The sequence below is a fragment of the Methylobacterium nonmethylotrophicum genome, from assembly GCF_004745635.1.
Taxonomy (GTDB): domain Bacteria; phylum Pseudomonadota; class Alphaproteobacteria; order Rhizobiales; family Beijerinckiaceae; genus Methylobacterium; species Methylobacterium nonmethylotrophicum.
In genome coordinates, this window is sequence record NZ_SRLB01000014.1 from 47,104 (window position 1) to 69,303 (window position 22,200).

19 protein-coding genes are annotated in these 22,200 nt (G+C 72.0%); 10 read left to right on the plus strand and 9 right to left on the minus strand.

Going from position 1 to position 22,200, the window contains the following annotated elements:
• Positions 1 to 167: 167 nt before the first annotated feature.
• The 3 genes from EU555_RS19530 to EU555_RS19540 form a co-directional block, all read right to left on the minus strand.
• On the minus strand, positions 168 to 2,018 hold the full coding sequence (locus EU555_RS19530; protein ID WP_135417020.1) for a potassium transporter Kup: 1,851 nt from the start codon (positions 2,016 to 2,018) through the stop codon (positions 168 to 170).
• Positions 2,019 to 2,256: 238 nt separating this feature from the next.
• Positions 2,257 to 2,808: a nucleotidyl transferase AbiEii/AbiGii toxin family protein gene (locus EU555_RS19535; RefSeq protein WP_135416900.1), complete on the minus strand. Its 552-nt coding sequence runs from the start codon at positions 2,806 to 2,808 to the stop codon at positions 2,257 to 2,259.
• 123 nt (positions 2,809 to 2,931) lie between these two features.
• Positions 2,932 to 3,213, minus strand: coding sequence for a hypothetical protein (locus EU555_RS19540; RefSeq protein WP_135416901.1), 282 nt, complete (start codon positions 3,211 to 3,213; stop codon positions 2,932 to 2,934).
• Positions 3,214 to 3,388: 175 nt separating this feature from the next.
• Between EU555_RS19540 and EU555_RS19545 the strand changes: the two genes are divergently transcribed.
• Together EU555_RS19545 and EU555_RS19550 are read left to right on the plus strand one after the other, a co-directional pair.
• Entirely contained in the window at positions 3,389 to 4,450 is a 1,062-nt protein-coding gene (locus EU555_RS19545; protein WP_135416902.1) for an SDR family oxidoreductase, read from the plus strand.
• Positions 4,451 to 4,573: 123 nt separating this feature from the next.
• Complete coding sequence (locus EU555_RS19550) at positions 4,574 to 6,955, plus strand: methyl-accepting chemotaxis protein (protein ID WP_135416903.1); 2,382 nt, start codon at positions 4,574 to 4,576, stop codon at positions 6,953 to 6,955.
• Positions 6,956 to 7,207: 252 nt separating this feature from the next.
• Here EU555_RS19550 and EU555_RS19555 read toward each other — a convergent pair whose 3' ends face one another.
• From EU555_RS19555 to ftsE, 3 genes are all read right to left on the minus strand, one after another.
• Positions 7,208 to 9,256 (minus strand): YgiQ family radical SAM protein, encoded by a 2,049-nt coding sequence (locus EU555_RS19555; protein ID WP_205820958.1) that lies wholly within the window; start codon positions 9,254 to 9,256, stop codon positions 7,208 to 7,210.
• Between the two features lie 335 nt (positions 9,257 to 9,591).
• Entirely contained in the window at positions 9,592 to 10,551 is a 960-nt protein-coding gene (locus EU555_RS19560) for a cell division protein FtsX (protein ID WP_135416904.1), read from the minus strand.
• A gap of 18 nt (positions 10,552 to 10,569) precedes the next feature.
• Entirely contained in the window at positions 10,570 to 11,289 is a 720-nt protein-coding gene (gene ftsE, locus EU555_RS19565; RefSeq protein ID WP_135416905.1) for a cell division ATP-binding protein FtsE, read from the minus strand.
• A 139-nt stretch (positions 11,290 to 11,428) separates the two neighbouring features.
• Here ftsE and EU555_RS19570 point away from each other — a divergent pair, with 139 nt between their 5' ends.
• The 3 genes from EU555_RS19570 (at position 11,429) to EU555_RS19580 (ending at position 13,346) form a co-directional block, all read left to right on the plus strand.
• Positions 11,429 to 12,190, plus strand: a complete 762-nt coding sequence (locus EU555_RS19570) for a zinc-ribbon domain-containing protein (protein WP_135416906.1) — start codon at positions 11,429 to 11,431, stop codon at positions 12,188 to 12,190.
• Positions 12,187 to 12,756, plus strand: a complete 570-nt coding sequence (hpt, locus tag EU555_RS19575; RefSeq protein ID WP_135416907.1) for a hypoxanthine phosphoribosyltransferase — start codon at positions 12,187 to 12,189, stop codon at positions 12,754 to 12,756. The genes EU555_RS19570 and hpt overlap by 4 nt, the downstream gene beginning before the upstream one ends.
• A gap of 209 nt (positions 12,757 to 12,965) precedes the next feature.
• On the plus strand, positions 12,966 to 13,346 hold the full coding sequence (locus EU555_RS19580) for a response regulator (RefSeq protein ID WP_135416908.1): 381 nt from the start codon (positions 12,966 to 12,968) through the stop codon (positions 13,344 to 13,346).
• Between the two features lie 8 nt (positions 13,347 to 13,354).
• Here the strand turns inward: EU555_RS19580 and EU555_RS19585 are convergent, their stop codons facing one another.
• Positions 13,355 to 14,254 carry a LysR family transcriptional regulator gene (locus EU555_RS19585; protein ID WP_135416909.1) on the minus strand — a complete coding sequence of 300 codons (900 nt, stop codon included), beginning with the start codon at positions 14,252 to 14,254 and terminating at the stop codon, positions 13,355 to 13,357.
• Between the two features lie 111 nt (positions 14,255 to 14,365).
• On the opposite strand from EU555_RS19585, the gene EU555_RS19590 reads away from it, so the two are divergent.
• Positions 14,366 to 15,346, plus strand: coding sequence for a quinone oxidoreductase family protein (locus tag EU555_RS19590; RefSeq protein WP_135416910.1), 981 nt, complete (start codon positions 14,366 to 14,368; stop codon positions 15,344 to 15,346).
• 49 nt (positions 15,347 to 15,395) lie between these two features.
• Here EU555_RS19590 and EU555_RS19595 read toward each other — a convergent pair whose 3' ends face one another.
• Positions 15,396 to 15,926: a TspO/MBR family protein gene (locus tag EU555_RS19595; protein ID WP_135416911.1), complete on the minus strand. Its 531-nt coding sequence runs from the start codon at positions 15,924 to 15,926 to the stop codon at positions 15,396 to 15,398.
• A 117-nt stretch (positions 15,927 to 16,043) separates the two neighbouring features.
• Here EU555_RS19595 and EU555_RS19600 point away from each other — a divergent pair, with 117 nt between their 5' ends.
• Positions 16,044 to 17,198 carry a trans-sulfuration enzyme family protein gene (locus EU555_RS19600; protein WP_135416912.1) on the plus strand — a complete coding sequence of 385 codons (1,155 nt, stop codon included), beginning with the start codon at positions 16,044 to 16,046 and terminating at the stop codon, positions 17,196 to 17,198.
• 88 nt (positions 17,199 to 17,286) lie between these two features.
• Entirely contained in the window at positions 17,287 to 17,751 is a 465-nt protein-coding gene (locus tag EU555_RS19605; RefSeq protein ID WP_135416913.1) for a hypothetical protein, read from the plus strand.
• Positions 17,752 to 17,756: 5 nt separating this feature from the next.
• Here EU555_RS19605 and mdoH read toward each other — a convergent pair whose 3' ends face one another.
• A complete protein-coding gene (gene mdoH, locus EU555_RS19610; RefSeq protein WP_135416914.1) occupies positions 17,757 to 19,685 on the minus strand; it encodes a glucans biosynthesis glucosyltransferase MdoH in 1,929 nt (642 codons plus the stop codon).
• Positions 19,686 to 19,928: 243 nt separating this feature from the next.
• Here mdoH and EU555_RS19615 point away from each other — a divergent pair, with 243 nt between their 5' ends.
• Both EU555_RS19615 and EU555_RS19620 read left to right on the plus strand, forming a co-directional pair.
• Positions 19,929 to 21,053 carry an NAD-dependent epimerase/dehydratase family protein gene (locus EU555_RS19615; RefSeq protein WP_135416915.1) on the plus strand — a complete coding sequence of 375 codons (1,125 nt, stop codon included), beginning with the start codon at positions 19,929 to 19,931 and terminating at the stop codon, positions 21,051 to 21,053.
• Positions 21,053 to 22,129, plus strand: coding sequence for an SDR family NAD(P)-dependent oxidoreductase (locus tag EU555_RS19620; RefSeq protein WP_205820959.1), 1,077 nt, complete (start codon positions 21,053 to 21,055; stop codon positions 22,127 to 22,129). Before EU555_RS19615 ends, EU555_RS19620 begins: the two co-directional genes overlap by 1 nt.
• Positions 22,130 to 22,200 lie beyond the last annotated feature (71 nt).

Consider the following 22,200-nt stretch of genomic DNA (forward strand, 5'->3'; position numbering starts at 1 on the left):
TCTACGACTTCATCCTGAGGTGCGACTGAAAGGAGCCTCGAAGGAGGGTTCCAGATATCACAGAGATTGCTGGAGGCCTCCTTCGAGGTCAGTCGATCTTCAATCGACTGACACCTCAGGATGAGGTTGAGGATGGGATAAATTTGCCAGGTGGATCAAACAGGCTCTCAGATCTCGATCTCCGTCCCTACCTCCACCACCTGCCGGGTCGGCACGCAGAAGAAGGCGCCGGTGCGCTCGCCGTTGCGCATCATGAAGGCGAACAGGGTCTCGCGCCACGCCGCCATGCCCTGGTGGTTGCGCTTCGGGATGACGGTCTCGTGGCCGACGAAGACCGTGGCGTCCTCGACGAAGTCCGGGGGCAGGCCGCGATGGGCCACCGCGCAGGCGAGGCCTTCGGGGATCGAGGCGTCCTCCATGAAGCCGTAGCGCAGGGTCACGCGGTAGAGGTCGGGGGCCAGCCGGGTCACCTCGGCGCGCTCGACCTCCGGCACCACCGGCACCTCCTCGTAGAGCGCGCTGACGATGGTGCAGCGGGCCGGCAGGGCGTGGCTGCGCTCGAGGAACCGCGTCATGTGGAGCGGGATGCCCTTGCTGGCCGCCGACAGGAAGACCGCCGCGCCGGGCAGGCGGATCGGCGGGTCGTCCCGCAGGCGCGCGAGGAACACGGCCTCGTCCTGGCGGGCGCCGACCCGGTAGGCCTCGATCAGCCGGCTGCCCTGGAGCCAGGTCAGCATCGTGGTGGCGACGATCGCGGTGAGCACCAGCGGGTACCAGCCGCCCTCGAACACCTTCACGCTGTTGGCGGAGAGGAACACCAGGTCGATCGCCAGGAACAGGCCGTTGACCAGGATCACCAGGATGAGGTTGTAGCCCCAGCGCAGGGCGATGAGGGCGGCGAGCAGCGTGGTGATCGCCATCAGCAGCGAGACCGCGATGCCGTAGGCGCCGGCCAGCGCGTCCGAGGTCTCGAAGATCAGCACGGCGCTCAAGGTGGCGATGGCGAGCAGCCAGTTCACCGCCGGCACGTAGATCTGGCCGCGCTCGTCGCTCGCGGTGTGGACGATGCGGATGTATGGCAGGAAGCCGAGCTGGATCGCCTGCTGGGTCAGCGAGAACACGCCCGAGATGATCGCCTGCGAGGCGATGACGGTGGCGACCGTCGCGAGCCCGATCAAGGGATAGTGCGCCCAGTCGGGGGAGAGGCGGTAGAACGGGTTCTCGATCGCGTCGGGCTCGGCAAGCAGCACGGCTCCTTGTCCGAAATAGTTGATGACCAGCGCCGGCAGCACCAGGCCGAACCAGGCCAGCCGGATCGGCCGGGCGCCGAAATGGCCGAGATCGGCGTACATCGCCTCGCCGCCGGTGACCGCCAGGAAGGCGGCGCCGAGCATCGCGAAGCTGACGCCCCAGCCCGCATGGGTGAGGAAGTCGATCGCCTTCAGCGGGTTGAGCGCCGTCAGGATCTGCGGCGATTGCAGGATGCCGCCGAGCCCCAGGAGCGCGATGACGCCGAACCACACCAGCATCACCGGCCCGAAGATCCGCCCGATGAAGGCCGCGCCCTTGCTCTGGATCAGGAACAGCCCGATCAGGATCACCAGGGTGATCGGCACCACCGCGCGGGCGAGGCCCGGCGCCTCGACCTTCAGGCCCTCGACGGCGCTCAGGACCGAGATCGCCGGCGTGATCGCCCCGTCGCCGTAGAGGAGCGCGGCGCCGATGAGGCCGACCACGAGGAGCAGGCCCGCCCAGCTGCGCGGCTCGGCGTGGCGGGCGCCCAGCAGCGCCAGCATCGCGACGATGCCGCCCTCGCCGTGGTTGTCGGCCCGCAGGATCAGCACCGCGTACTTGAGCGACACCACGACGATGAGCGCCCACAGGATCAGCGACACCGCGCCGATCACCGCGGCGGGCTCGGCCTGGCCGTGCCCGGCCGCCCGCACCGCCTCCTTGAAGGCGTAGAGCGGGCTCGTGCCTATGTCGCCGTAGACCACCCCGAGGGCGCCGAGCAGCAGGGCGGGTTTCAGCCGCCGCGCCGGCTGGTGCGACGGCCTTGCCGTCGAGGACGTGTCGTCTTCCGCCGTGCCGATGACCTGGCCCACGGGTCGCCTCCGCCGGCACGCCCGGGCGCTTCCGGCCCCGCTGCCGCGTCTAGGAACGCGCGTCCCCCCGTCGGGCTCCGCACGGGTCACGGCTTAGGACGAACAAGCTATGCCCTGGCGGCAAGGCGCGCCCGCGGGAGAGCGATGGGATCTAGAGATCGAGTGCGGCGCGAAGAACCGCTCGGGTCGCCGATTGGGCTTTGGACGGCAAATGCCGATTGTGCTCCCTGAGCATGAGCCGCCTCATCAGATCGGACGCGAAGGCGGGATCCATTGCATCGGCAACCGCCAGGGCTTCAGCGCATCGGCCGGTTCCGCAAGCCCTCAAGGCGTCGACCACGTAATCCTCACCGCAACGATGAATGACGGCCGCAACATCGAACATGTCGCGAGGCTGAAGTCGCGATCCTCTGTAATGGATCTTCTTCGCGACGATCTCGGCCGGCGTCTCGAGTTGAACGAGCCGGCCGGAAACCTCACACTGTTGCACGGGTTTGGAGGTGATGGATCCACAACAGATAAAATCGATCTCGCCGATGCCGTCGAAAATCAGTTTTGCAACGTGCGCGCCATCGCCCTCATAGCCGTCGGGCTGCCTGTCAAGGCGATATCCCTGTGTCGTCGGGTTGAGGAAAGGCAGAATTTGCGGATCGCCCAAGAAGAGATCGACATCGTGACTTTCACGATGGTCGATCTGAAGCATGAGGGCTGTCCCGCTTCCGAACGTTCAATCGAACGGGTACGTTGCGGACCTGGCTTGCTCGATGATGCTCAGCGCCCAACCGAAGAGCCGCGACATTGGCTGGACTGCGCGACGGGCACGATCTCAATCGGCGAGAGGAAGGGAATAGCCCGCCTTCACGGCGAACTGAGCTGCGACTGTCCGCGCCCGGGATGGATCGATGCCCATCTGCGCGATGAACTGCCTCTGCAGTTCTTCGCGGACCTCCGAGAAGAACGCGAAGACCGACGCGTCGTTGGCGTTGACGCTCGCGGGGTCCGCGATTTTGGCGGCGAGCTCATAGGCGGTGAGGTTCGCCCCATAGGGCGCATTCACTGTCGACAGCACTTTCGTCGCCAGGCCTGCCGGCGTCGCCACGTCTGCCATGACAGCCTCTCGACCGGACAGCCTTCCGGTCTTCGACCGACATAAGCGCTGCCGACGCCCCGAACAAGAATGAGCGCGCGGCAGCCCGGAACGGACCGTCAGGGCATCGCCCATGGGGACCCGCCCGCCCCGCACGCGTTGTCCCGCCGACGGAGTGCGAACGAAGGACGCGAACATGACGGAAACCGTGCTGATCGTCGGCGCGAGCGGCATCGTCGGCAGCGCCGCGGCGGCGGTGATGGGGGAGGCCGGCTGGTCGGTGCTGGGGCTCGCCCGCACCCCGCCGGCGCAAGAGCGCGTGACGCCGGTGGCAGCCGACCTGCAGGACCCGGAAGCATTGGCGCAGGCGCTGGCGCCGCACCGGCCGACCCGGGTGGTGCTGTCGACCTGGATGCGGAGGCCGACCGAGGCCGAGATGATCCGGGTCAACGGCGCGATGGTGCGCAACCTCCTCGACGCGCTGCGCCCGGCCGGCAGCGTGCGCCACGTCGCCCTGGTGACCGGGCTCAAGCACTATCTCGGGCCGTTCGAGGCCTACGGGAAGGGCGCGGTGCCCCAGACCCCGTTCCGCGAGGAGCAGGGGCGGCTGCCGGTCGAGAACTTCTACTACGCTCAAGAAGACGAGGTCTTCGCGGCGGCGGAACGCGACGGGTTCTCGTGGAGCGTGCACCGCCCGCACACGATCATCGGCAAGGCGGTCGGCAACGCGATGAACATGGGCACGACGCTCGCGGTCTACGCCACGCTCTGCCGCGAGACCGGCCGGCCGTTCCGCTTCCCGGGCTCCGCCATGCAGTGGAACGGGCTCACCGACATGACCGACGCGCGGCTGCTCGCCCGCCACCTGCTCTGGGCTATGAGCGCGCCGCAGGCCGCCAACCAGGACTTCAACGTGGTGAACGGCGACGTCTTCCGCTGGAGCTGGATGTGGGGGCGGCTCGCCGCCTGGTTCGGGATCGAGCCGGCGCCGTTCGACGGCACGGTCCGGCCGCTCGAGGCGCAGATGGCCGGCGACGCCCCGGCCTGGGCGGAGATCGCACGGAAGTACGGCCTCGCCGAGCCGGACCTGAGCCGCCTCGCCTCGGCCTGGCACACCGACGCCGATCTCGGCCGGCCGATCGAGGTCGTCACCGACATGAGCAAGAGCCGCCGCCTCGGCTTCCTCGACTACCAGCCGACCGACGACGCCTTCTTCGACCTGTTCGCGCGCCTGCGGGCCGACCGGCTGATCCCGTGACCGGAGCCCGGCGCCCGGCACTGACAAGCAAACGCGCCCAAAACAATCTTCGGTTGTAAAAATATAGTAGGAATTGCTTCAGATCCTCTCGTTATCGTGCCCCGGACGAGGAGATACGAGAGAATGTCCATCAGGGCGCGCGTATTCGGAGGGTTCGGTCTCACCCTCCTGCTGACGGTCGCGGTTGCGGTGATCGGGTGGCACACCCTGACGGGCTTCGCCCGCCGGGTCGACACGGCCAATGCGGCGCAGATGCTCGCGGGCGAGATCGGCGATCTCGCCCTCGCCACCGACCGGGCGCTCAAGAGCGACGACGGGCGCCGGGACGAGGCGCTGCGGGCGGCGATCGGGCGGGTGCGCGCGAGCGCCGGCACCTTCTCGGGCCGTCTCGCGGACGACCCGGCCTCCGCGGCCGCCGCCGCCGGCATCGGCACCGCCCTCGACGGGTTCGAGGCGGCCGTGAAGGCCTTCGGCACCCAGAAGGCCGAGAAGCGCGCGCTCCAGGACCGTCACGCCGCGCTGATCGCCGACCTGCAGATGACGGTGAGCGGCATCGGCACGGCGCAGGAGCGCCAGCTCACCGAGGCCGGCAAGGCCCTCGAGCGGGCGCTCGCCGACCAGAAGACTGCCGGCAATACCGGCGTCGTGGTGGCCTTCGCGATCCGCTCGGCGCTCGAGATGCAGGTGCTGCAGGTCAGCTTCCTGGCCGGCAACGGCGACGACGGCCGGCTGGAGATGCAGTCGAAGGTGAACTCCGTCGCGGTGCTGCTGCGGCGCCTCGGCGCGATGACCTCGCTCGAGGCTGTCGAGCCGGCGCTCACCGCGCTAGAGGCCTATCGCGACAAGCTCGACGAGCCGATGGGGCCGGGGGGCCGGGCCGAGCGCCAGGAGGAGCTCGCGCCGCTGTTCGGCGGCCTGATCGTCGGCCTGCGCCAGATCGAGCAGGCGCAGAACAACGCCCAGACCGCCGCCCAGGTGAGCTTGCGCCAGCAGCAGGACCGGGTCGCGTCCGGCACCAGCCTGCTCATCGCCAGCGGCAAGGCGATCGCCGCCGCCAAGGAGGCGCAGATGCAGGAGCAGCGCCTGATCCTGGCCCGGGAGGCCGACGCCGCCCAGGCCCTCGACGCGGCCGCCGACGCGCTGACCAACCAGGCCGAGACGATCCTGTACGGCGACATCGACGCCGAGGCGCAGAAGGTGCTGCGCGCCCTGAGCGAGAAGGTGCGCGGGTTCAAGGACAGCATCCCGGAGATCGTGAAGGCCAACGAGGCGCAAGGCGCGATCCTCGCCGATCTCGACCGCCGCTCGGCCGCGCTGGTCTCGGCCGCGCAGGGGATCGGCGCGGGCGAGCTCGCCCAGCTCGCCGCCGAGCGCCACCGGGCGCTGTGGCTGCTGGCCGGCGGCGTGGCGCTGGCCTGTGCCATCGGCGCCGCCCTCGCCCTGATGATCGGGCGCGGCATCACCCGGCCGATCGACCAGCTGTCGGGCGCCATGCGGGCGCTCGCCGGCGGCGACCTCGCGACCGAGGTGCCGGCGCAGGGGCGGCGCGACGAGATCGGCGCCATGGCCGGCACCGTGCGGGTGTTCCGCGAGGCGCTGGTGGCCAAGGACGAGGCCGACCGGGCCTCCGCCCAGGAGGCCGCGGCCAAGGCCGAGCGGGCCGCGCGCCTCGATGCCGTGACCCGTTCCTTCGAGGCCAACGTGGTGGCGATGACCGAGACGCTGGCCGAGGCCGCCGCCGGCATGGAGGCGACCGCCCGCACCATGACCCAGGCCGCCGAGACCACCAACGGCCGCTCGACCGAGGTGGCGGGCGCCGCCGAGCAGACGCTCGCCAACGTCCAGATGGTGGCGGCGGCGAGCGAGGAGCTGTCGGTCTCGATCGGCGGCATCGCGGCCCAGGTGGCGCAATCCTCCGACATCGCCCGCACCGCCGTCGACCAGGCGCGCCGGACCGACGAGACGGTGCAGCGGCTGGTGAAGTCCGCCGACCAGATCGGCGACATCGTGGCGCTCATCTCGTCGATCGCCAGCCAGACCAACCTCCTGGCCTTGAACGCCACGATCGAGGCGGCGCGGGCCGGCGAGGCGGGGCGCGGCTTCGCGGTGGTGGCCGCCGAGGTCAAGGACCTGGCGAGCCAGACCTCGCGCGCCACCGCCGAGATCGCCCAGCAGATCGGCCACATCCAGGAGACCACCAGCGGCGTCGTGCAGGCGATCCGGGAGATCTCCGGGGTGATCGAGCAGATGTCGGAGATCGCCGGGGGTGTGGCCGGCGCGGTCGACCAGCAGGGCTCGGCGACGCAGGAGATCGCCCGCAACGTCCAGCACGCCGCGCAGGGCACGCAGGCGGTGACGACCGGCATCGTGGCGGTGCAGCGCGAGGCCGGCAGCACCGGCGCCGCCGCCGCCGAGGTGCTGGGCGCCGCCGACCGCCTCGGCCGCTACGCCGCCGACCTCGAGCGCGAGGTGGCGGAGTTCCTGAAGGGGGTGAAGGCGGCCTGACGGGCCGCCCCGCCCCGGCGGGAGCGCGGACATGTGCGAGGGGCGGAGGGGCAGGGTCCCCTCCGCCCCTCGCGCGTTCGGGCGACCGCGACCGGGGACCGCCGTTCAGCGGCCTCCCGGCGAGGCCGTCCTGCGACATCCGATTGATCGCTTTCGCGATGCGGATTTCGGCGTCGCTCAGGCGCGCGGAGCGAAGCTCCGCCGTGGCGGGCTGGTGAGACCTGATCCGGACGTCATCGTCCGGATTTCGCGTCACTTCCGCAGCGGCACGCCCTTCGTGGTGAAACGCTGCCCGCCGCCCGCGTGGCGCAGGGGTCGCGGCTGGCCCCGCCCCTTGCCAGCGCCAGCGCCCGCGCCCGTTCCCGGCGGCTGCGAGAACGGCACGAGCTGGTCCGGCCGCGGCCCGATGAGGTCGGCGCGGCCCATCGCCCGCAGCGCCTCGCGCAGCAGGGGCCAGTTCTCGGGGTCGTGGTAGCGCAGGAAGGCCTTGTGCAGCCGCCGCTGCCGCAGGCCCTTGATCGCCTCGACCGGCTCGCTGCCGCCGCGGCGCACGCCCCGCAGCGGGTTGATCTCGGTATGGTACATCGCCGTGGCGGTCGCCATCGGCGACGGCAGGAACGTCTGGACCTGGTCGGCGCGATAGTCGTTCTTCTTGAGCCAGAGCGCGAGGTGCATCATGTCCTCGTCGGTCGTGCCCGGATGCGCCGCGATGAAGTACGGGATCAGGTAGTACTTCTTGCCCGCCTCCTTGGCGGCGGCGTCGAACATCTCCTTGAAGCGGTCGTAGGTGCCGATCCCGGGCTTCATCATCTTGTCGAGGGGCCCGCGCTCGGTGTGCTCGGGCGCGATCTTCAGGCGGCCGCCGACGTGATGGGTGACGAGCTCCTTGACGTATTCGGGGCTCCGGACCGCGAGGTCGTAGCGCACGCCCGACGCCACCATCACCTTCTTGACGCCCTTCACCTCGCGGACCTTGCGGTAGAGCCGGATCAGGTCGTCGTGCGAGGTGTTCAGGTTGGGGCAGATATCGGGAAAGACGCAGGAGGGCAGCCGGCACGCCGCCTCGATCTTCGGGTCCTTGCAGGCCATCCGGTACATGTTGGCGGTCGGCCCGCCGACATCCGAGATCACGCCGGTGAATCCCGGCGTCTTGTCGCGGATCCGCTCGATCTCGCGCAGGATCGAGCCCTCCGACCGGTTCTGGATGACGCGGCCCTCGTGCTCCGTGATCGAGCAGAAGGTGCAGCCGCCGAAGCAGCCGCGCATGATCGTCACCGAGAACTTGATCATGTCCCAGGCGGGGATCTTCGCATCGCCGTAGGACGGGTGGGGGGCGCGGGCGTAGGGCAGGTCGTAGACCTCGTCCATCTCGTCGCTGGTGAGCGGGATCGGCGGCGGGTTCAGCCACAGGTCCCGGTCGCCGTGGCGCTGGACGAGCGGGCGCGCGTTGCCGGGATTGGCCTCCCGGTGCAGCACCCGCGAGGCGCGGGCATAGGCCTCCTTGTCGTCCTTGACCTCGTCGTAGGCGGGGAGCCGGATCACGGTGTCGCCGGGCCGGCGCGTGGCGGCTTCGTCCGCGGAATCGAGGTCGTCGGCGGGAAGCTCGGTGTAGTGGGCGGGCACGCGGCGAAAGAGGGCGACGCCCCGGACCGAGTCGATCTCGTGCGGCGCCTCGCCGGAAGCGAGGCGGTTGGCCACCTCGACCACGGCCCGCTCGGCATTGCCGTAGATGAGCAGGTCGGCCTTCGCGTCCGCCAGGATCGAGCGGCGCACCTTGTCGGACCAGTAATCGTAGTGGGCGATGCGGCGCAAGGACGCCTCGATGCCGCCGAGCACGACCGGCACGTCCTTGTAGGCCTCGCGGCAGCGCTGCGTGTAGACGATGGTGCAGCGGTCCGGGCGCTTTCCGCCCTCCCCGCCGGCGGTGTAGGCGTCGTCGTGGCGTAGCCGCCGGTCCGCCGTGTAGCGGTTCACCATGGAATCGAGGTTGCCGCCGGTGACGCCGAAGAACAGCCTCGGCCGGCCGAGGGCCCGGAACGGCTCGGCCGAATGCCAGTCGGGCTGCGCGATGATGCCGACCCGGAACCCCTGCGATTCCAGCAGCCGGCCGATGATGGCCATGCCGAAGCTCGGGTGATCGACGTAGGCGTCGCCCGTCACCAGCACGATGTCGCAGGAATCCCACCCGAGCGCCGCCATCTCGGCGCGGCTCATCGGCAGGAACGGCGCCGCCTGTCCGTTGGGCGGCGATGGGCAGGCCAAGGGGGCCGGGGCTCGATCGGCGAAAGCGTGGAGTTCCATGGGGCGCATGCATAGGCCTCCGGGACCGGGCCGCCAAGACCAGCACGCCAAGACCGGCGGACAAGACCGCGAGATCACGGATGGCAAGAGCGCGGCAGTTGCCTTTGTCTCAAAGCGGCTGAGCTTCGCGTCCGGCCGGGCGACGGCTCCCTCGGCTTGATCGCCCCGGCCCGCCTCGGGGCTGTCCGGGGAAAAGCAGAGGCACATCTCCCCTCTCCAGGCGATCCCGGGCTTGCCCGGGATCGCTGCAAGGTGTGGGAGAGGGGATCCCGCGCCTGATCTTTCAAGGAATTTTCCCCGGACAACCCTGCATCCGCCGGGCGGACCGGACTCCCTCAGTCGAGGAAGCGCCTCACGGTCAGGCGTGACACGACCGCGGTGACGATCGAGGCGATCACGCCGATCAGCACCACGCTGGCATAGCCGCGCCAGCCGATGGCGAAGCCGCCGAACAGGGCCTCGATCTCGTCGCCCGCCGGGCCGGCGCGCCAGAGCCGGGCCAGCATCCCGCCGATCCCGATCACCGCGACTGCCGCCGCAGCCCCGATCGCACCGCCGCGCAACCCCAAGCGGAAGAAGCGGCGCTGGAACTCGCGGGCGATGAAGTCGGCGTCGGCCCCGACGAAGTGCAGCACCTCCACCACCTCGCGGTTGCCCGCCATGGCGCCGCGGGTCGCGAAGGTGACGGCGAGCCCGGTGGCCAGCAGCACCAGCGCCACCACGGCGACGCCGACCCCCACCACCGTGTTGGCCATGGTCGAGAGGCGCGAGAGCCAGAGCGCGTGGTCGTCGAGGCTCGCCACCCCGGGCAGCGCCTCGGCGAGGCGCTGGCGCAAGGAGCCCAGATCGGGCGTGCCGCCGCCGAGCCGAACCGTGATCAGGCGCGGCACCGGCAGGTCGCCGAGGTCGAGGCCGCTGCCGAGCCAGGGCTCGAGCAGGCGCTCGGATTCCGCCTTGGTGAAGGGCCGCGTCGCCGCGATGCCGGGGGTGCCGGCCGCGAGCGCCGCCGCCTTGGCGACGTCGGCATCGGTGTCGCGGCCCGGCCCCGGGCGGACCTGGATCGTCACCTCCTGCGCCACCGAGCCCTGCCATTGCGCCGCGCTCGAGGCGACGATCTCGGCGCCCCCGGCGCAGAGGGCGGCCAGGAAGGTCAGGATCGCGATCACCGCGGCGAGCGCCCGGCCGGCGCTGGTGTCGGTCGGCACCAGGGCTGCGTTGCGGCGCAAGGTGGGGGGAAGGTCGGCGGCGGGCGCCTCGCGCCGCGTCGCCCGCTCCAGGGTGGCCCCGTCAGACATGGTACGCCTCCCCGCGGCTCATCCCTCGATCCGCAGGCGGTTGTTGCCCAGGACGAACCGGCGCGCGTCGACGAGGTCCATCAGGGCGAAGTCGTGGGTGGCGATCAGCACCGAGGTGCCGAGGCGGTTGAGTTCGACGAACAGGCGCAGGAGGCGCCGGCCGAGCTGCGGGTCGACGTTGCCGGTGGGCTCGTCGGCGAGCAGCAGCTCCGGCCGGGCGATCAGCGCTCGGGCGATCGCCGCGCGCTGCTTCTCGCCGCCCGAGAGCAGCGGCGGCAGCACGTGCATGCGCTCGCCGAGACCCACCCAGCGCAGGAGTTCCACCACCTCGGCCCGGTAGCTCGTCTCGGCCCGGCCCTGGACGCGCAGCGGCAGGGCGACGTTCTCGTAGGTGGTGAGGTGGTCGAGCAGGCGGAAATCCTGGAACACCACGCCCATGCGCCGGCGCAAGCTCGTGAGCGCGTCGCTCGAGATGCCGCTCACCTCCTCGCCGAACACCGAGACGAGGCCCCGGCTCGGCCGCACCGAGAGCAGGATCAGGCGCAGAAGCGTCGTCTTGCCGGCTCCCGACGGGCCGGTGAGGAACTGGAACGAGTGCGGCGCGATGGTGAAGCTGATGTCGCTCAGGACCTCCGGTCCGACCCCGTAGCGCATCCCCACATTCTCGAACCGGACCACCGGCTCGTCCATGCCGCCGAGCAGGCTGCTTCCGGTCCCCCGGTCCGTTCTCGCGTCCATCCGGTCTCCGTTGCGGGTTCGTCGCGGCGGTCGATCCGCCCTGCGGCGAGGCCTTCCGGCAGCGCCGCTTTACCACGCATTAAGGCTGAGGCGGGAGGAGTCGTGGTTCGGCCCCGGTGCCGCGCCCGACTGATTCGCCATGCTGATCGTCTGCCCATCCTGCGCAAGCGAATATACGCTCGATCCGGAACGGATCGGTCCCGGAGGCCGCACCGTGCGCTGCGCCGCCTGCCGCGAGCCCTGGTTCGTGTCGGCCCCTCCCGAACTGGCCGAGGCCGCCGCGGTGCTCTCGCCTCCGGGCGAGGCGGTGTTCACGGCGACCGATGCGCCGACACCGCTCCGCCGGGCCGGCCGGCGGGCGGGGCCTGAAACGGGGCGGGGCGAGGCGCCGCCCGGGCGCCGGCGCCTCGCCACGGCCGCCGCTCTGGCTCTGGCCTGCGGCGCGGTGCTCGTCGGCCTCCTGCCCTCGGGCCGCGCGGCGCTGGTGCGGGCCGTACCGGCGACCGCGAGGCTCTACGCGGGGATAGGCCTGCCGGTGAACCTGCGCGGCCTCACCTTCCGGGACGTCGCCGCCTACCAGGTGCCGGACGCCTCCGGAGCCGGCCGGCTCGTGGTCGAGGGCGACGTGGTGAGCGCCTCGAAGGCGGCCGTGCCGGTGCCGCCCCTCAGCCTCGAGCTGCGCGACGCGCGGGGCCAGACCGTCTATCGCTGGCGCGCCGAGGCGCCGCGGGAGCGGCTCGAACCGGACGAATCCGCCCGCTTCCGGGCCGAGCTCCCGGGCGCGCCGGTGAAGGGGCAGGCCGTGCTGGTCCGCTTTGCCGCGGTTGACAGCGGGGATTCTGCCGTCAGCCTGAGGGCTCCGATGAACCCCGACGTGACTCCCAAAGACCGAGACCGATGAACCCGCCCCTGCCCCGCGTCCGCGTCCTCTTCGACGAATCCGCCATCGCGCAGCGCAACGAGGAGATCGCCCGCGCCATCGCGGGCCAGCCGCTGGAGAACCTGCTGGTCGTGGCGGTGCTCAAGGGCAGCTTCATGTTCGCCGCCGACCTGATCCGGGCCCTGCACCGGGCCGGGCTGGCGCCGCAGGTCGAGTTCATCCACCTGTCGAGCTACCGCGCCGCCACCGTCTCCTCGGGCCAGGTCGCGATCCTGCGCGACGTCGAGAGCGAGGTGCGCGGGCGCGACGTGCTCCTGATCGACGACATCCTCGAATCCGGCCGCACGCTCGTCTACGCCAAGGACCTGCTGATGGCCCGCGGCGCGCGGCGGGTTCTCACCACCGTGCTGCTCGAGAAGCCCGGCAAGCGCGCGGTGACGATCGACGCCGACTATGTCGGCTTCACCTGCCCGGACGTGTTCGTGGTCGGCTACGGCATGGACGTGGCGCACGCCTTCCGGCAGCTCCCCTATGTCGGTCTCGTCGATTACGGCGACGGGGAGCCGGACCTGTTCGACAAGCCTTGAGGGCGGGCCTCGCCGCGGGGGATGCGGCCCGTGCGGAGACCCGGCGCGATGCGCGTTTGCAACGCAGCCGCGCGCTTTTCGGCGGACGGCCCGAAAGCGGAACCCGGGCCGCCGCATCGGCTTGACCTCGTGCCGCGCGCCCGCTCACACTCTCCTCCGTCTGCGCGGCTTCGAGGCCCCGAGAGACGCGAGGACAGAGACGAGAGGACATGGCGCGCATCCTGCTGGTCGACGACGAGGAACCGATCCGCGGCTTCCTGAAGCGCGGGCTGGAGATGGACGGCCACACGGTCGTGACCGCGATCGACGGCAGCGACGGTCTCGACCGCCTGGCCGAGGGTGCCTTCGACCTGATGCTGACCGACATCCGCATGCCGCTGATGGACGGCATCGCCCTCGCGCTCGCGGCCAAGCGCGACCATCCCGACCTGACGATCCTGCTGATGACCGGCTTCGCCGACCAGCGCGAGCGCGCCCGCGGCCTCGACGCCATCGTGGCGGACGTGCTGACGAAACCCTTCACCCTGGCCGACATGCGCGCCATGGTGTCCCGGACCCTGCGCGCCGCGGGCGCGGTGGCGGCGCGCTGAGCGCCGCTTCAGCCCGCGGATGCCGGCCCGGCGAAGTGGGCGAGCGCGAAATCGATGAAGGAGCGCAGCTTCGGGGTGATCCGCCGGTCGGGCGCGTAGAGCAGGTGCATCGGCCGTGAGACGGGCCGGTAGGCCGGCAGCACCCGCACCAGATGGCCCGCCGCGACGGCGTCCCGCACAAGGGCCGTCGGCTGCAGCAGCAGGCCGAGGCCGGCGAGCGCCGCCGTGAGCAGGGCCTGGCCGTTGTTGACCAGGAGCCGGTACGACACCTCGACCGCCTCCGGTCCCTCCGGCCCGGTAAACAGCCACTGGTCCCCCGTCGCCATATGGGCGAAGCCCAGGCATTCATGCTGCCGCAGGTCGGCCGGCGCGCGCGGCGCTTCCCTCGCCGCCAGGTAGGACGGGGCGGCGCAGAGAGCGAAATCCATCGGGCGCAGGGGGCGGGCGACCAGGCCGTTGTCGACCGGCGAGCCGACGCGGAAGACCACCTCGTCGCCCTCCTCGATCAGGTCGATCTTCCGGTCCGAGAGGGTCAGCGCGACGTCGACCTTCGGATAGGCGGCGAGATATGCGGGCAGCACCCGGGCGAGGTCGTAGGCGCCGAAGGTGACCGGGGCATTGATGCGGATCTGGCCCCGCGGCACCGCCTGGCTGCTGGCCGCCAGCGCCTCCACCGCCTCGACCTCCGACAGGATGACGCGCACCCGCCCGTAGAGTTCGCGCCCGGCCTCGGTCAGGCTCTGCCGACGCGTCGTGCGATGGATCAGCCGGACGCCGAGATGCTCCTCGAGCAGGCGCACCTGCTTGCCGACCGCTTGCGGCGAGAGCCCGAGGATCTCGCCTGCGGACGAGAACGACCCGGTCTCGACGGCCTTGGCGAAGGCCTCCATGCCCGAGAGACGGTCCATTGATTGCAAACCCAGCGTTTCGAATGTCGAAGACGGGCCCGGATTTATCACGCCGCCGACCGGGTCCATACCGGTGGCACGAGCGGGAGAAATCCAGAGGAGAGGCCCGACATGTCGACCCAACGCCGCGTGGTGCTCACCGAGTTCGGCCCGCCGCAGGTCATGACCCTGGCGAGCGATCCCCTTCCCGCGCCCGGAACCGGCGAGGTGTGCTTGCGCCAGACCGCCATCGGCTTCAACTTCATCGACATCTACCAGCGCCGGGGCGTCTACCCGCTCGAGCGGCCGACCGGGCTCGGCTTCGAGGCGGCGGGCGTGGTCGAGGCGGTGGGTCCGGGGGTCGCGGAGTTCGAGCCTGGCGACCGGGTGGCCTACATGAATGCCGGGGTCGGCGCCTATGCGGACCGGCGCAACGTGCCGGCGGCCAAGCTCGTGCGAATCCCCGAGAGCGTCACCGACGAGGCCGCCGCCGCCCTGCTGTTCAAGGGCATGACGGCGCAGTACCTCCTGCGCAAGACCCATGCGGTGCAGCCGGGCGACCTGCTGCTGGTCCATTCCGCCGCCGGCGGCGTCGGCCAGATCCTGACCCGCTGGGCGACCGCGCTCGGCGCCAGGGTCGTCGGCACCACCGGCTCGCCGGGCAAGCGCGACGCAGGCCTCGCCGCCGGCTGCGCGGCGGTGATCGATCTCAACGATCCCGACTGGCCCAAGGCCTTCCTGGAGGCGACCGGCGGCGCCAAGGCGCGGGTGGTCTACGACGCCGTCGGCAAGGACACGCTGCTCAAATCCCTCGACTGCGCCGCCCCGTTCGGCCTCGTCGTCTCCTACGGCGCCGCCTCCGGCCCCTCGCCGGCGATCGACCCGGAGCTGTTGAACAAGAAGGGCTGCCTGTTCCTCACCCGCCCCTCGGTCTTCCCGCACAATGCCGACCCGGCCACCTTCCGGGCCAACGCCGCCGACCTGTTCGACGCGATCGGCCGCGGCCACGTCGCGGTCGAGATCGGGGCGCGCTTTTCCCTCGATCAAGTCGTGCAGGCGCACGAGGCGGCGGAGGCACGGGCGGTGACCGGCGCGATCGTGCTGGTGCCGTGAGCGGGGATGTCGATGTGAGCGGCCTTCGACTTGCCCGCGCAAGCCTCTGTCACACCCCTCGATTCATCCACCAGATCGCCGCGTTGAGCGCCGTCGCGTAGCTCACCCAGGCGGCGTAGGGCACGAGGACGAGGGCGGCGGCCCGGTCGAGGGGGAGAAAGAGCCGGATCGTCCACAGGATCATCGCCAGGAGGGCCACCACCACGACGAGGCCGCCGGCAAGGTCGTGGGCGCCGAAGAAGACCGGCGTCCAGGCGCCGTTGAGGGCGAGCTGGACGAAGAACGCCCCCAGCGCCAGGGCGCGGGTACGCCGCAAGCCCCCCGTGGCCGGGGCGGTGCCGAGCATGCGCCAGCCCGACCATGCGATCAGGGTGTAGAGGATCGTCCAGGCGACCGGAAACAGCCAGTTCGGCGGGGTGAAGACGGGCTTGGCGAGGCCCGCGTACCAGGTCGGGATGTTCGACGTGGTCGACAGGCTCCCCACGACCGCGACCGCCGCGACCGGCAGGGTCGCGGCGAGGAGGCGCGGCAGGGGCGCCAGGACGGGTCCGGTGCGGGGCAGCGTTGCGGTGGGCGGCATCGCGGGCTCGGGTGCTATGTTCGGGAAGGAGGTTGCGCGCCGGCACCGCTTCTGCAAGGGCGGCGGGACGCCACAATGTCCTTGGCCGAACCGTCGGCCGAACCCTGGAGTCCCGGCATGAGCAGCGCCCCGCGCCCCTGGTCGAAGAAGAGCCTCGCCGCGCAGGCGCTCGGCCACGTCGATCCGGTCACCAAGGCCGTGGTGCCGCCGATCCACGTCGCCACCACCTACATCCGCGACCCCGACAACCAGTACTCCTCCGGCTACGTCTACGGCCGGCCCGACAACGCCACGGTGCGCGAGGCGGAGGCCGTGATCGCGATGCTGGAGGAGGCGCAGGCCGGGGCGCTCCTGTTCTCCTCCGGCATGGCCGCCGCCACGGCGGTGTTCGGCGCCCTCGATCCGGGCGACCACATCGTGGCGCCGACCGTGATGTACTGGGCCCTGCGCCGCTGGCTGTCGGAAGAGGCGACCCGCTGGGGCCTGAAGGTCGACTTCGTCGCCACCGACGACCTCGCGGCGCTCAAGGCCGCGGTGCGGCCCGGGCAGACCAAGCTCGTCTGGCTCGAGACGCCCTCGAACCCGCTCTGGACGATCACCGACATCGCCGGGGCGGCCGAGATCGCCCACGCGGCCGGCGCGCGCCTCGCGGTCGATTCGACCGCGAGCTCGCCGGTGGTGACGCGGCCCCTGAGCCTCGGCGCCGACGTGGTGATGCACGCCGCCACCAAGGTGCTCAACGGCCATTCCGACGTGATCGCCGGGGCGCTCGCCGGCGCGGAGGCCGACGACTTCTGGGCGCGGATCCAGCGCATCCGCTCCGGCAACGGTGCGATCCTGGGCCCGTTCGAGGCCTACCTGCTGATGCGCGGGATGCGCACGCTCCACGTGCGCATCGCCGCCCAGATGGCGAATGCCGCCGACCTGGCGCGGCGCCTCTCCGCCCATCCGGCGGTGGCGAAGGTGCTCTATCCGGGTCTCCCTGAGCATCCCGGCCACGCGGTGGCGGCCCGGCAGATGACCGGCGGCTTCGGCACCATGCTGTCGATCCGGGTGGCGGCGGGCGAGGCGGCGGCGGTCCGGACGGCGTCCCGGGTGGGCCTGTGGAAGCGCGCGACCTCGCTGGGCGGCGTCGAGAGCCTGATCGAGCACCGCGCCTCGATCGAGGGCCCGGGCACCCCCTGCCCGCCGGACCTGCTGCGCCTCTCGGTCGGCATCGAGGACGCGGACGACCTCTTCGCGGATCTGGACCAGGCGCTGCAGCCGGCGTGAGGGCGCTTCCGGCAGGATTGGAGCTTCCGGCAGACTTGGCGCGTTGACCCGGCGAAGCTTTTGTTCTCCGGCTCACGGGAGACCCGCCATGCCCGCCGCCCTGCCCCTCGCGCTCCTGAGTGCCCAGCTCGTTCTCGCCGCGGCGGATGGCCCGCCCCGGCTCAACATCGAGGCCACCTGCAACTCGCCCGGCCGCGCCTCCGTCAGCCAGGAATCCGGCTCCGATGGCTGCCTGCGCTCCGAGCGCTCGGCGGGCGACGAGTTGCGCAAGCGCTGGGGCGAGTTCTCCGGCCCGGCCAGGAACCAGTGTGCGCAGCAATCGAATGCCGGCGGCTTCCCGAGCTACGTCGAGATGCTGACCTGCCTCGAACTCGCCAGCGGCGCCGTGCCGGTGACGAGCCCGCGCAACGGCGCCACCGCCGGCCAGGGCAGCCCCGCCACCACCGGCAGCACCCGCGCGAGGCCGGAGGAGCGCGCCGACAGCCTGACCGCCGAGCCGTCGCCGAGCCAGCGCACCGACCCGATCAAGGTGCTGGGCAAGCCGGCGCAGTAAGACTCTTACCGCGGCGGCGAGGCCTTCGCGTCGTCCGTGGCGGTGGCAAGCCAGACCGGGGCCTCGCCGCGGACCGGCTGCGGCCGGGGGAGAGCCGGCGCCGGCGGCGCGGCGCGGGCCGCCGCGAGGTCGCGCAATTCCGGTGCCTGGGCGGTGTCGTCGACGGTGAGGAAGAGGCCGCGCCGGCGCGCCGCGTGGCCGAGATCGGACCGGCTGGTGAGCACGCTGAGGGCGGGGCTCGCCAGCAGGGCGACGACCAGCGGCGCCATCCAGAGGGCGATGAGCGGGTCGCCGGCATAGAGGAGCGCCGCCGCCAGGAGGCCGCCGGCGACCAGCGAGTCGGCCTGGAGCCGGCAGGCCTCGGACCACGGCACCCGGCGGTCGTCGCGGGCCTGCGTCTCCCAGCGCACCACCCGGCCCGCGAAGGTCGACAGCACGGCACCGGCGTTGAACAGGGTCATGACCGGCCAGAGCAGCACCCACAGGGCCTGTTCGAGGGCGGCGCTCGCCAGGAGGCTCCGCGTACCCCCGAAAGCGGCGCGGCGCTGGGCCGAGACGAGCACGTGGCCGAGGCTGAGGAGCTTCGGCAGGGCGAGGACGGCGAGGCTCAGGGAAGCCAGGACCGCCGCCGCCGGCCCCTCGCCGGTCAGCCCGTAGGCCAGCAGCCCGAGATCGCCGCTGCGCACCGCCTGCCAGGTGCCGAGCGCCAGGAAGGCGACCCAGACCGGCGCGACGAGGTAGGACAGGATGCCCGCGCCGAGATGCCAGCGGCTGCCTCCGGTGAGGCCCGGCATCCCGATGAGACCGAGATGCTGCAGGTTGCCCTGGCACCAGCGCCGCTCGCGGCCGAGCAGGTCGGTGAGGTTGGTGGGCATCTCCTCCCAGGTCCCGGGCTCCTCCGGCAGGAGGCGCAGCTCCCAGCCGGCCCGGCGCAGCAGCGCCCCCTCGACCGTGTCGTGGCACAGGATCTCGCCGCCGAGCGGCGGGCGCCCGGGCAGGACCGGCAGTTCGGCATTGGCCGCAAAGGCCGCGATGCGCAGGATGGCGTTGTGGCCCCAGTAGCCGCCATCCGGCCCCTGCCAGGTCTCCAGCGCCCGGATCGACAGCGGGGCGTAGAGCCGCACCGCGAATTGCTGGATGCGGGCGAAGAGCGTGTCGCGCCCGGCCGCGTAGCTGACGGTCTGGATCAGCCCGACCCGCGGGTTCTCCTCCATCAGCCGCACCAGGCGGCGCATGGCCGCACCGGTCATCAGGCTGTCGGCGTCGAGCACGATCATGAAGTCGTACTCGTCGCCATAGGTGCTGCAGAACTCCCCGATATTGCCCGCCTTGCGCCCGGTATTGTCCCGGCGGCGGCGGTAGCGGATCGCCGGCAGGCCGGGCCCGGCGCTCGCGCGCCACGCCTGGATGCGGGCGAATTCGCGCGCCTCGACGGCGGCGATCTCCGGGTCGCGGGTGTCGCTGAGGACGAAGATGTCGAGGTCGCGCCCATCGCCGCCGGCGCGGGCGAGCGAGCGGGCCATGACCCGGATCGCCGCGAAGACCGCGACGGCGTCCTCGGCGTGGATCGCCACCAGGGCGGCGGTGCGGCTGCGGCCGCTGGCCTTCGGCGGCAGCGCGGCGGCCTGCCGCTCCACCCCCGACAGGACCCGCGCCCCGAGGCCGGCCGCGACCGCGCCGTAGAGGTACTGCCAGGCGATATAGGCCTGCCAGGCCATCGCCAGGCAGAACAGCGCCAGGACGGCGGCCGGGAGCGGCCCGTCCGGCAGCCCGACGCTGGCGGTCGCCGCCGCCGCGAGGGCGAGCGCCGTCGCCAGCGTCGGCAGGGCGAGCGCCAGGCGCCGCCGGTGGAGGGAGACGGCTTCCTGCCGTTGGGCGAGGTCCGCGCCGGGAGCAGCCGGCACCGCATCGTGCGACGGGGAAACGAGGGGCATGAGGGTCGCGTGGGCTCGGTGGATGAGGGCCGGACGATGCGGCGCCGGGCGCCGGCGGCGCGCCGCGGCTGCGCTATCCCGCTGACACGTCATGGATCAATCGGGCTGAATGACGCCAGAACGATGACACCTGTTCGGAAGGCCCCGCTCCCATAGATACAGCCCCCGAGGATACAGGTCCCATGTATCGAGCCCGGCCCGGACCGGGATCGTGCCGGGAATGAAGGCGAAGGAGCGCGACGGGTGCCGCAGACCATCCTGATCACCGGCGGGGCCGGCTTCATCGGCCGGGCCGTGGCGCGGGCCCTCGTCGCCCGGGGCGACCGGGTGCGCGTGCTCGACGGCCTGATCCCGCAGGTCCACGGCGATGGCGCCCGCGCCCGGCCGGAAGGCCTGCCGGAGGCGGTGGACCTGCGCGTCGGCGACGTCCGCGACGGGCGCGCCGTGGCCGAGGCCCTGATCGGGATCGACGCGGTGATCCACCTCGCCGCCGAGGTCGGGGTCGGCCAGAGCATGTACGACGTCGACCGCTACGTCGCGGTCAACGATCACGGCACCGCGATCCTGTTCCAGGCGCTGATCGAGCGGCCGGTGCGCCGCGTGGTGGTCGCCTCCTCGATGAGCGTCTACGGCGAGGGGCTGTATCGCGGCGCCGACGGACGGGTGCGCGAGGAGGTTCTGCGCCAGCCGCGCTCCGGCCCCGACGCGCCCTGGGATCCCGTCGACGAGGAAGGAAGACCGCTGGTGCCGGTGCCGACGCCGGAATGGAAGCGCCCGGCGCTGGCCTCGGTCTACGCGCTCACCAAGTACGCCCAGGAGCGCCTGACCCTGATGCTGGCGCCCGCCTACGGCATGGAGGGCGTGGCCCTGCGGCTGTGGAACGCCTACGGGCCGGGCCAGGCCCTGTCGAACCCCTATACCGGCGTGCTCGCGATCTTCGCCTCGCGCCTGCACAACGGCGCACGCCCGGTGATCTTCGAGGACGGGCACCAGCGGCGCGACTTCGTGCAGGTCGACGACGTGGCGCAGGCCTTCCTGCTCGCTCTCGACCGACCCAGGGCCGCCGGCCAGGTCTACAATATCGGCTCGGGCGAGGACCGCTCGGTGCGGGAGGTCGCAGCCCTCTTAGGCCAGGCGATGGGCCGGCCGGACCTGACGCCGGAGATCGCCGGCAAGGCCCGGGCCGGCGACATCCGGCACTGCATCCCGGACATCGGCAAGGCGCGCGACGAGCTGGGCTACCGCCCGGCCCGCGACTTCGCGGACGGCCTGCGGGAGCTCGCCGCCTGGGTGGCGGCGCAGGAGGAGGCCCGGGACCGGGTCGAGGAGGCGCGCCGCGAGCTCGACCGGCGCGGGCTGGTGGCGTGATGACGGCGCACCCTGCACTGACCGGCCGGCAGCCGGTCCTGATCACCGGCGGCGCCGGATTCATCGGCGCGAACCTGGCGGACGCCCTGGCGGCCGAGGGGCGCGACGTGCTCATCTACGACGCCCTGCTGCGCCCCGGCGTCGAGGGCAACCTCGCCTGGCTCAAGGCGCGCCATCCGCAGCGGATCTCCGCCGTGACGGCGGACGTGCGCGACGCCGCGAGCCTGTCGGCGGCGGCGGCGGAGGCCTCGGCGGTCGTCCACCTCGCCGCCCAGGTCGCCGTGACGACGAGCCTCGAGGATCCGGGCACGGATTTTTCCGTCAATCTCGGGGCGACCCTGACCCTGCTCGAGGCCCTGCGCCGGCGCCCCGCGCCGCCGCCCCTGGTCTTCGCCTCGACCAACAAGGTCTACGGCGACCTCGCCGACCTGGAGTTCCGCCTCGCCGGCGACGCCTACGCGCCGACCGACCCGGGTATCCTGGCCCATGGCATCGGCGAGGGCCGCTCCCTCGACTTCCACACGCCCTACGGCTGCTCGAAGGGCGCGGCCGACCAGTACGTGCTCGACTACGCCCGCAGCTTCGCGGTGCCGACCTGCGTCCTGCGGATGAGCTGCATCTACGGCCCGCGCCAGATGGGCACCGAGGACCAGGGCTGGGTCGCCCATTTCCTGATCCGGGCGCTGGAGGGCCGGCCGATCACGATCTACGGCGACGGCTGCCAGGTCCGCGACGTGCTCGACGTCGGCGACGCGGTGGCGGCCTACCGGGCGGTGCTGGCGCGGATCGGGCGCGTGACGGGCCGGGCCTTCAATCTCGGCGGCGGCCCGGCGAACGCGGTCTCCCTGCGCCAGGTGCTCGCCGCGATCGAGGGACTCGTCGGCCATCCCCTCGACCTCGCCTTCGAGGGGTGGCGCGCCGGCGACCAGCGCTACTACGTCTCCGACGCCCGCCGGGCGACCGCCGAGCTCGGCCTGCCGCCCCCGCTGCCCTGGCGCCGCGGCCTCACCCGCCTGGCGGATTGGCTCGCGGAGAGCCGCGGCCTGCGTCTCCCGGCCCGGGCGGTGCCGGCCTGACGCGGGCGGGGGACACGCGCGAGAGGCGATCCGGTTCCCGCGGCGTGCCTGCGGCGGCGGCATGCTCGATC

Coding starts and splice junctions, on each gene's coding strand:
- mdoH (WP_135416914.1), bottom strand. CDS start 19,685: ATGCCCCTCGTTTCCCCGTCGCACGATGCGGTGCCGGCTGCTCCCGGC.
- EU555_RS19595 (WP_135416911.1), bottom strand. CDS start 15,926: ATGCCGCCCACCGCAACGCTGCCCCGCACCGGACCCGTCCTGGCGCCC.
- EU555_RS19590 (WP_135416910.1), top strand. CDS start 14,366: ATGTCGACCCAACGCCGCGTGGTGCTCACCGAGTTCGGCCCGCCGCAG.
- EU555_RS19560 (WP_135416904.1), bottom strand. CDS start 10,551: ATGTCTGACGGGGCCACCCTGGAGCGGGCGACGCGGCGCGAGGCGCCC.
- EU555_RS19605 (WP_135416913.1), top strand. CDS start 17,287: ATGCCCGCCGCCCTGCCCCTCGCGCTCCTGAGTGCCCAGCTCGTTCTC.
- EU555_RS19545 (WP_135416902.1), top strand. CDS start 3,389: ATGACGGAAACCGTGCTGATCGTCGGCGCGAGCGGCATCGTCGGCAGC.
- EU555_RS19620 (WP_205820959.1), top strand. CDS start 21,053: ATGACGGCGCACCCTGCACTGACCGGCCGGCAGCCGGTCCTGATCACC.
- EU555_RS19580 (WP_135416908.1), top strand. CDS start 12,966: ATGGCGCGCATCCTGCTGGTCGACGACGAGGAACCGATCCGCGGCTTC.
- EU555_RS19540 (WP_135416901.1), bottom strand. CDS start 3,213: ATGGCAGACGTGGCGACGCCGGCAGGCCTGGCGACGAAAGTGCTGTCG.
- ftsE (WP_135416905.1), bottom strand. CDS start 11,289: ATGGACGCGAGAACGGACCGGGGGACCGGAAGCAGCCTGCTCGGCGGC.
- EU555_RS19550 (WP_135416903.1), top strand. CDS start 4,574: ATGTCCATCAGGGCGCGCGTATTCGGAGGGTTCGGTCTCACCCTCCTG.
- hpt (WP_135416907.1), top strand. CDS start 12,187: ATGAACCCGCCCCTGCCCCGCGTCCGCGTCCTCTTCGACGAATCCGCC.
- EU555_RS19585 (WP_135416909.1), bottom strand. CDS start 14,254: ATGGACCGTCTCTCGGGCATGGAGGCCTTCGCCAAGGCCGTCGAGACC.
- EU555_RS19600 (WP_135416912.1), top strand. CDS start 16,044: ATGAGCAGCGCCCCGCGCCCCTGGTCGAAGAAGAGCCTCGCCGCGCAG.
- EU555_RS19570 (WP_135416906.1), top strand. CDS start 11,429: ATGCTGATCGTCTGCCCATCCTGCGCAAGCGAATATACGCTCGATCCG.
- EU555_RS19535 (WP_135416900.1), bottom strand. CDS start 2,808: ATGCTTCAGATCGACCATCGTGAAAGTCACGATGTCGATCTCTTCTTG.
- EU555_RS19555 (WP_205820958.1), bottom strand. CDS start 9,256: ATGGAACTCCACGCTTTCGCCGATCGAGCCCCGGCCCCCTTGGCCTGC.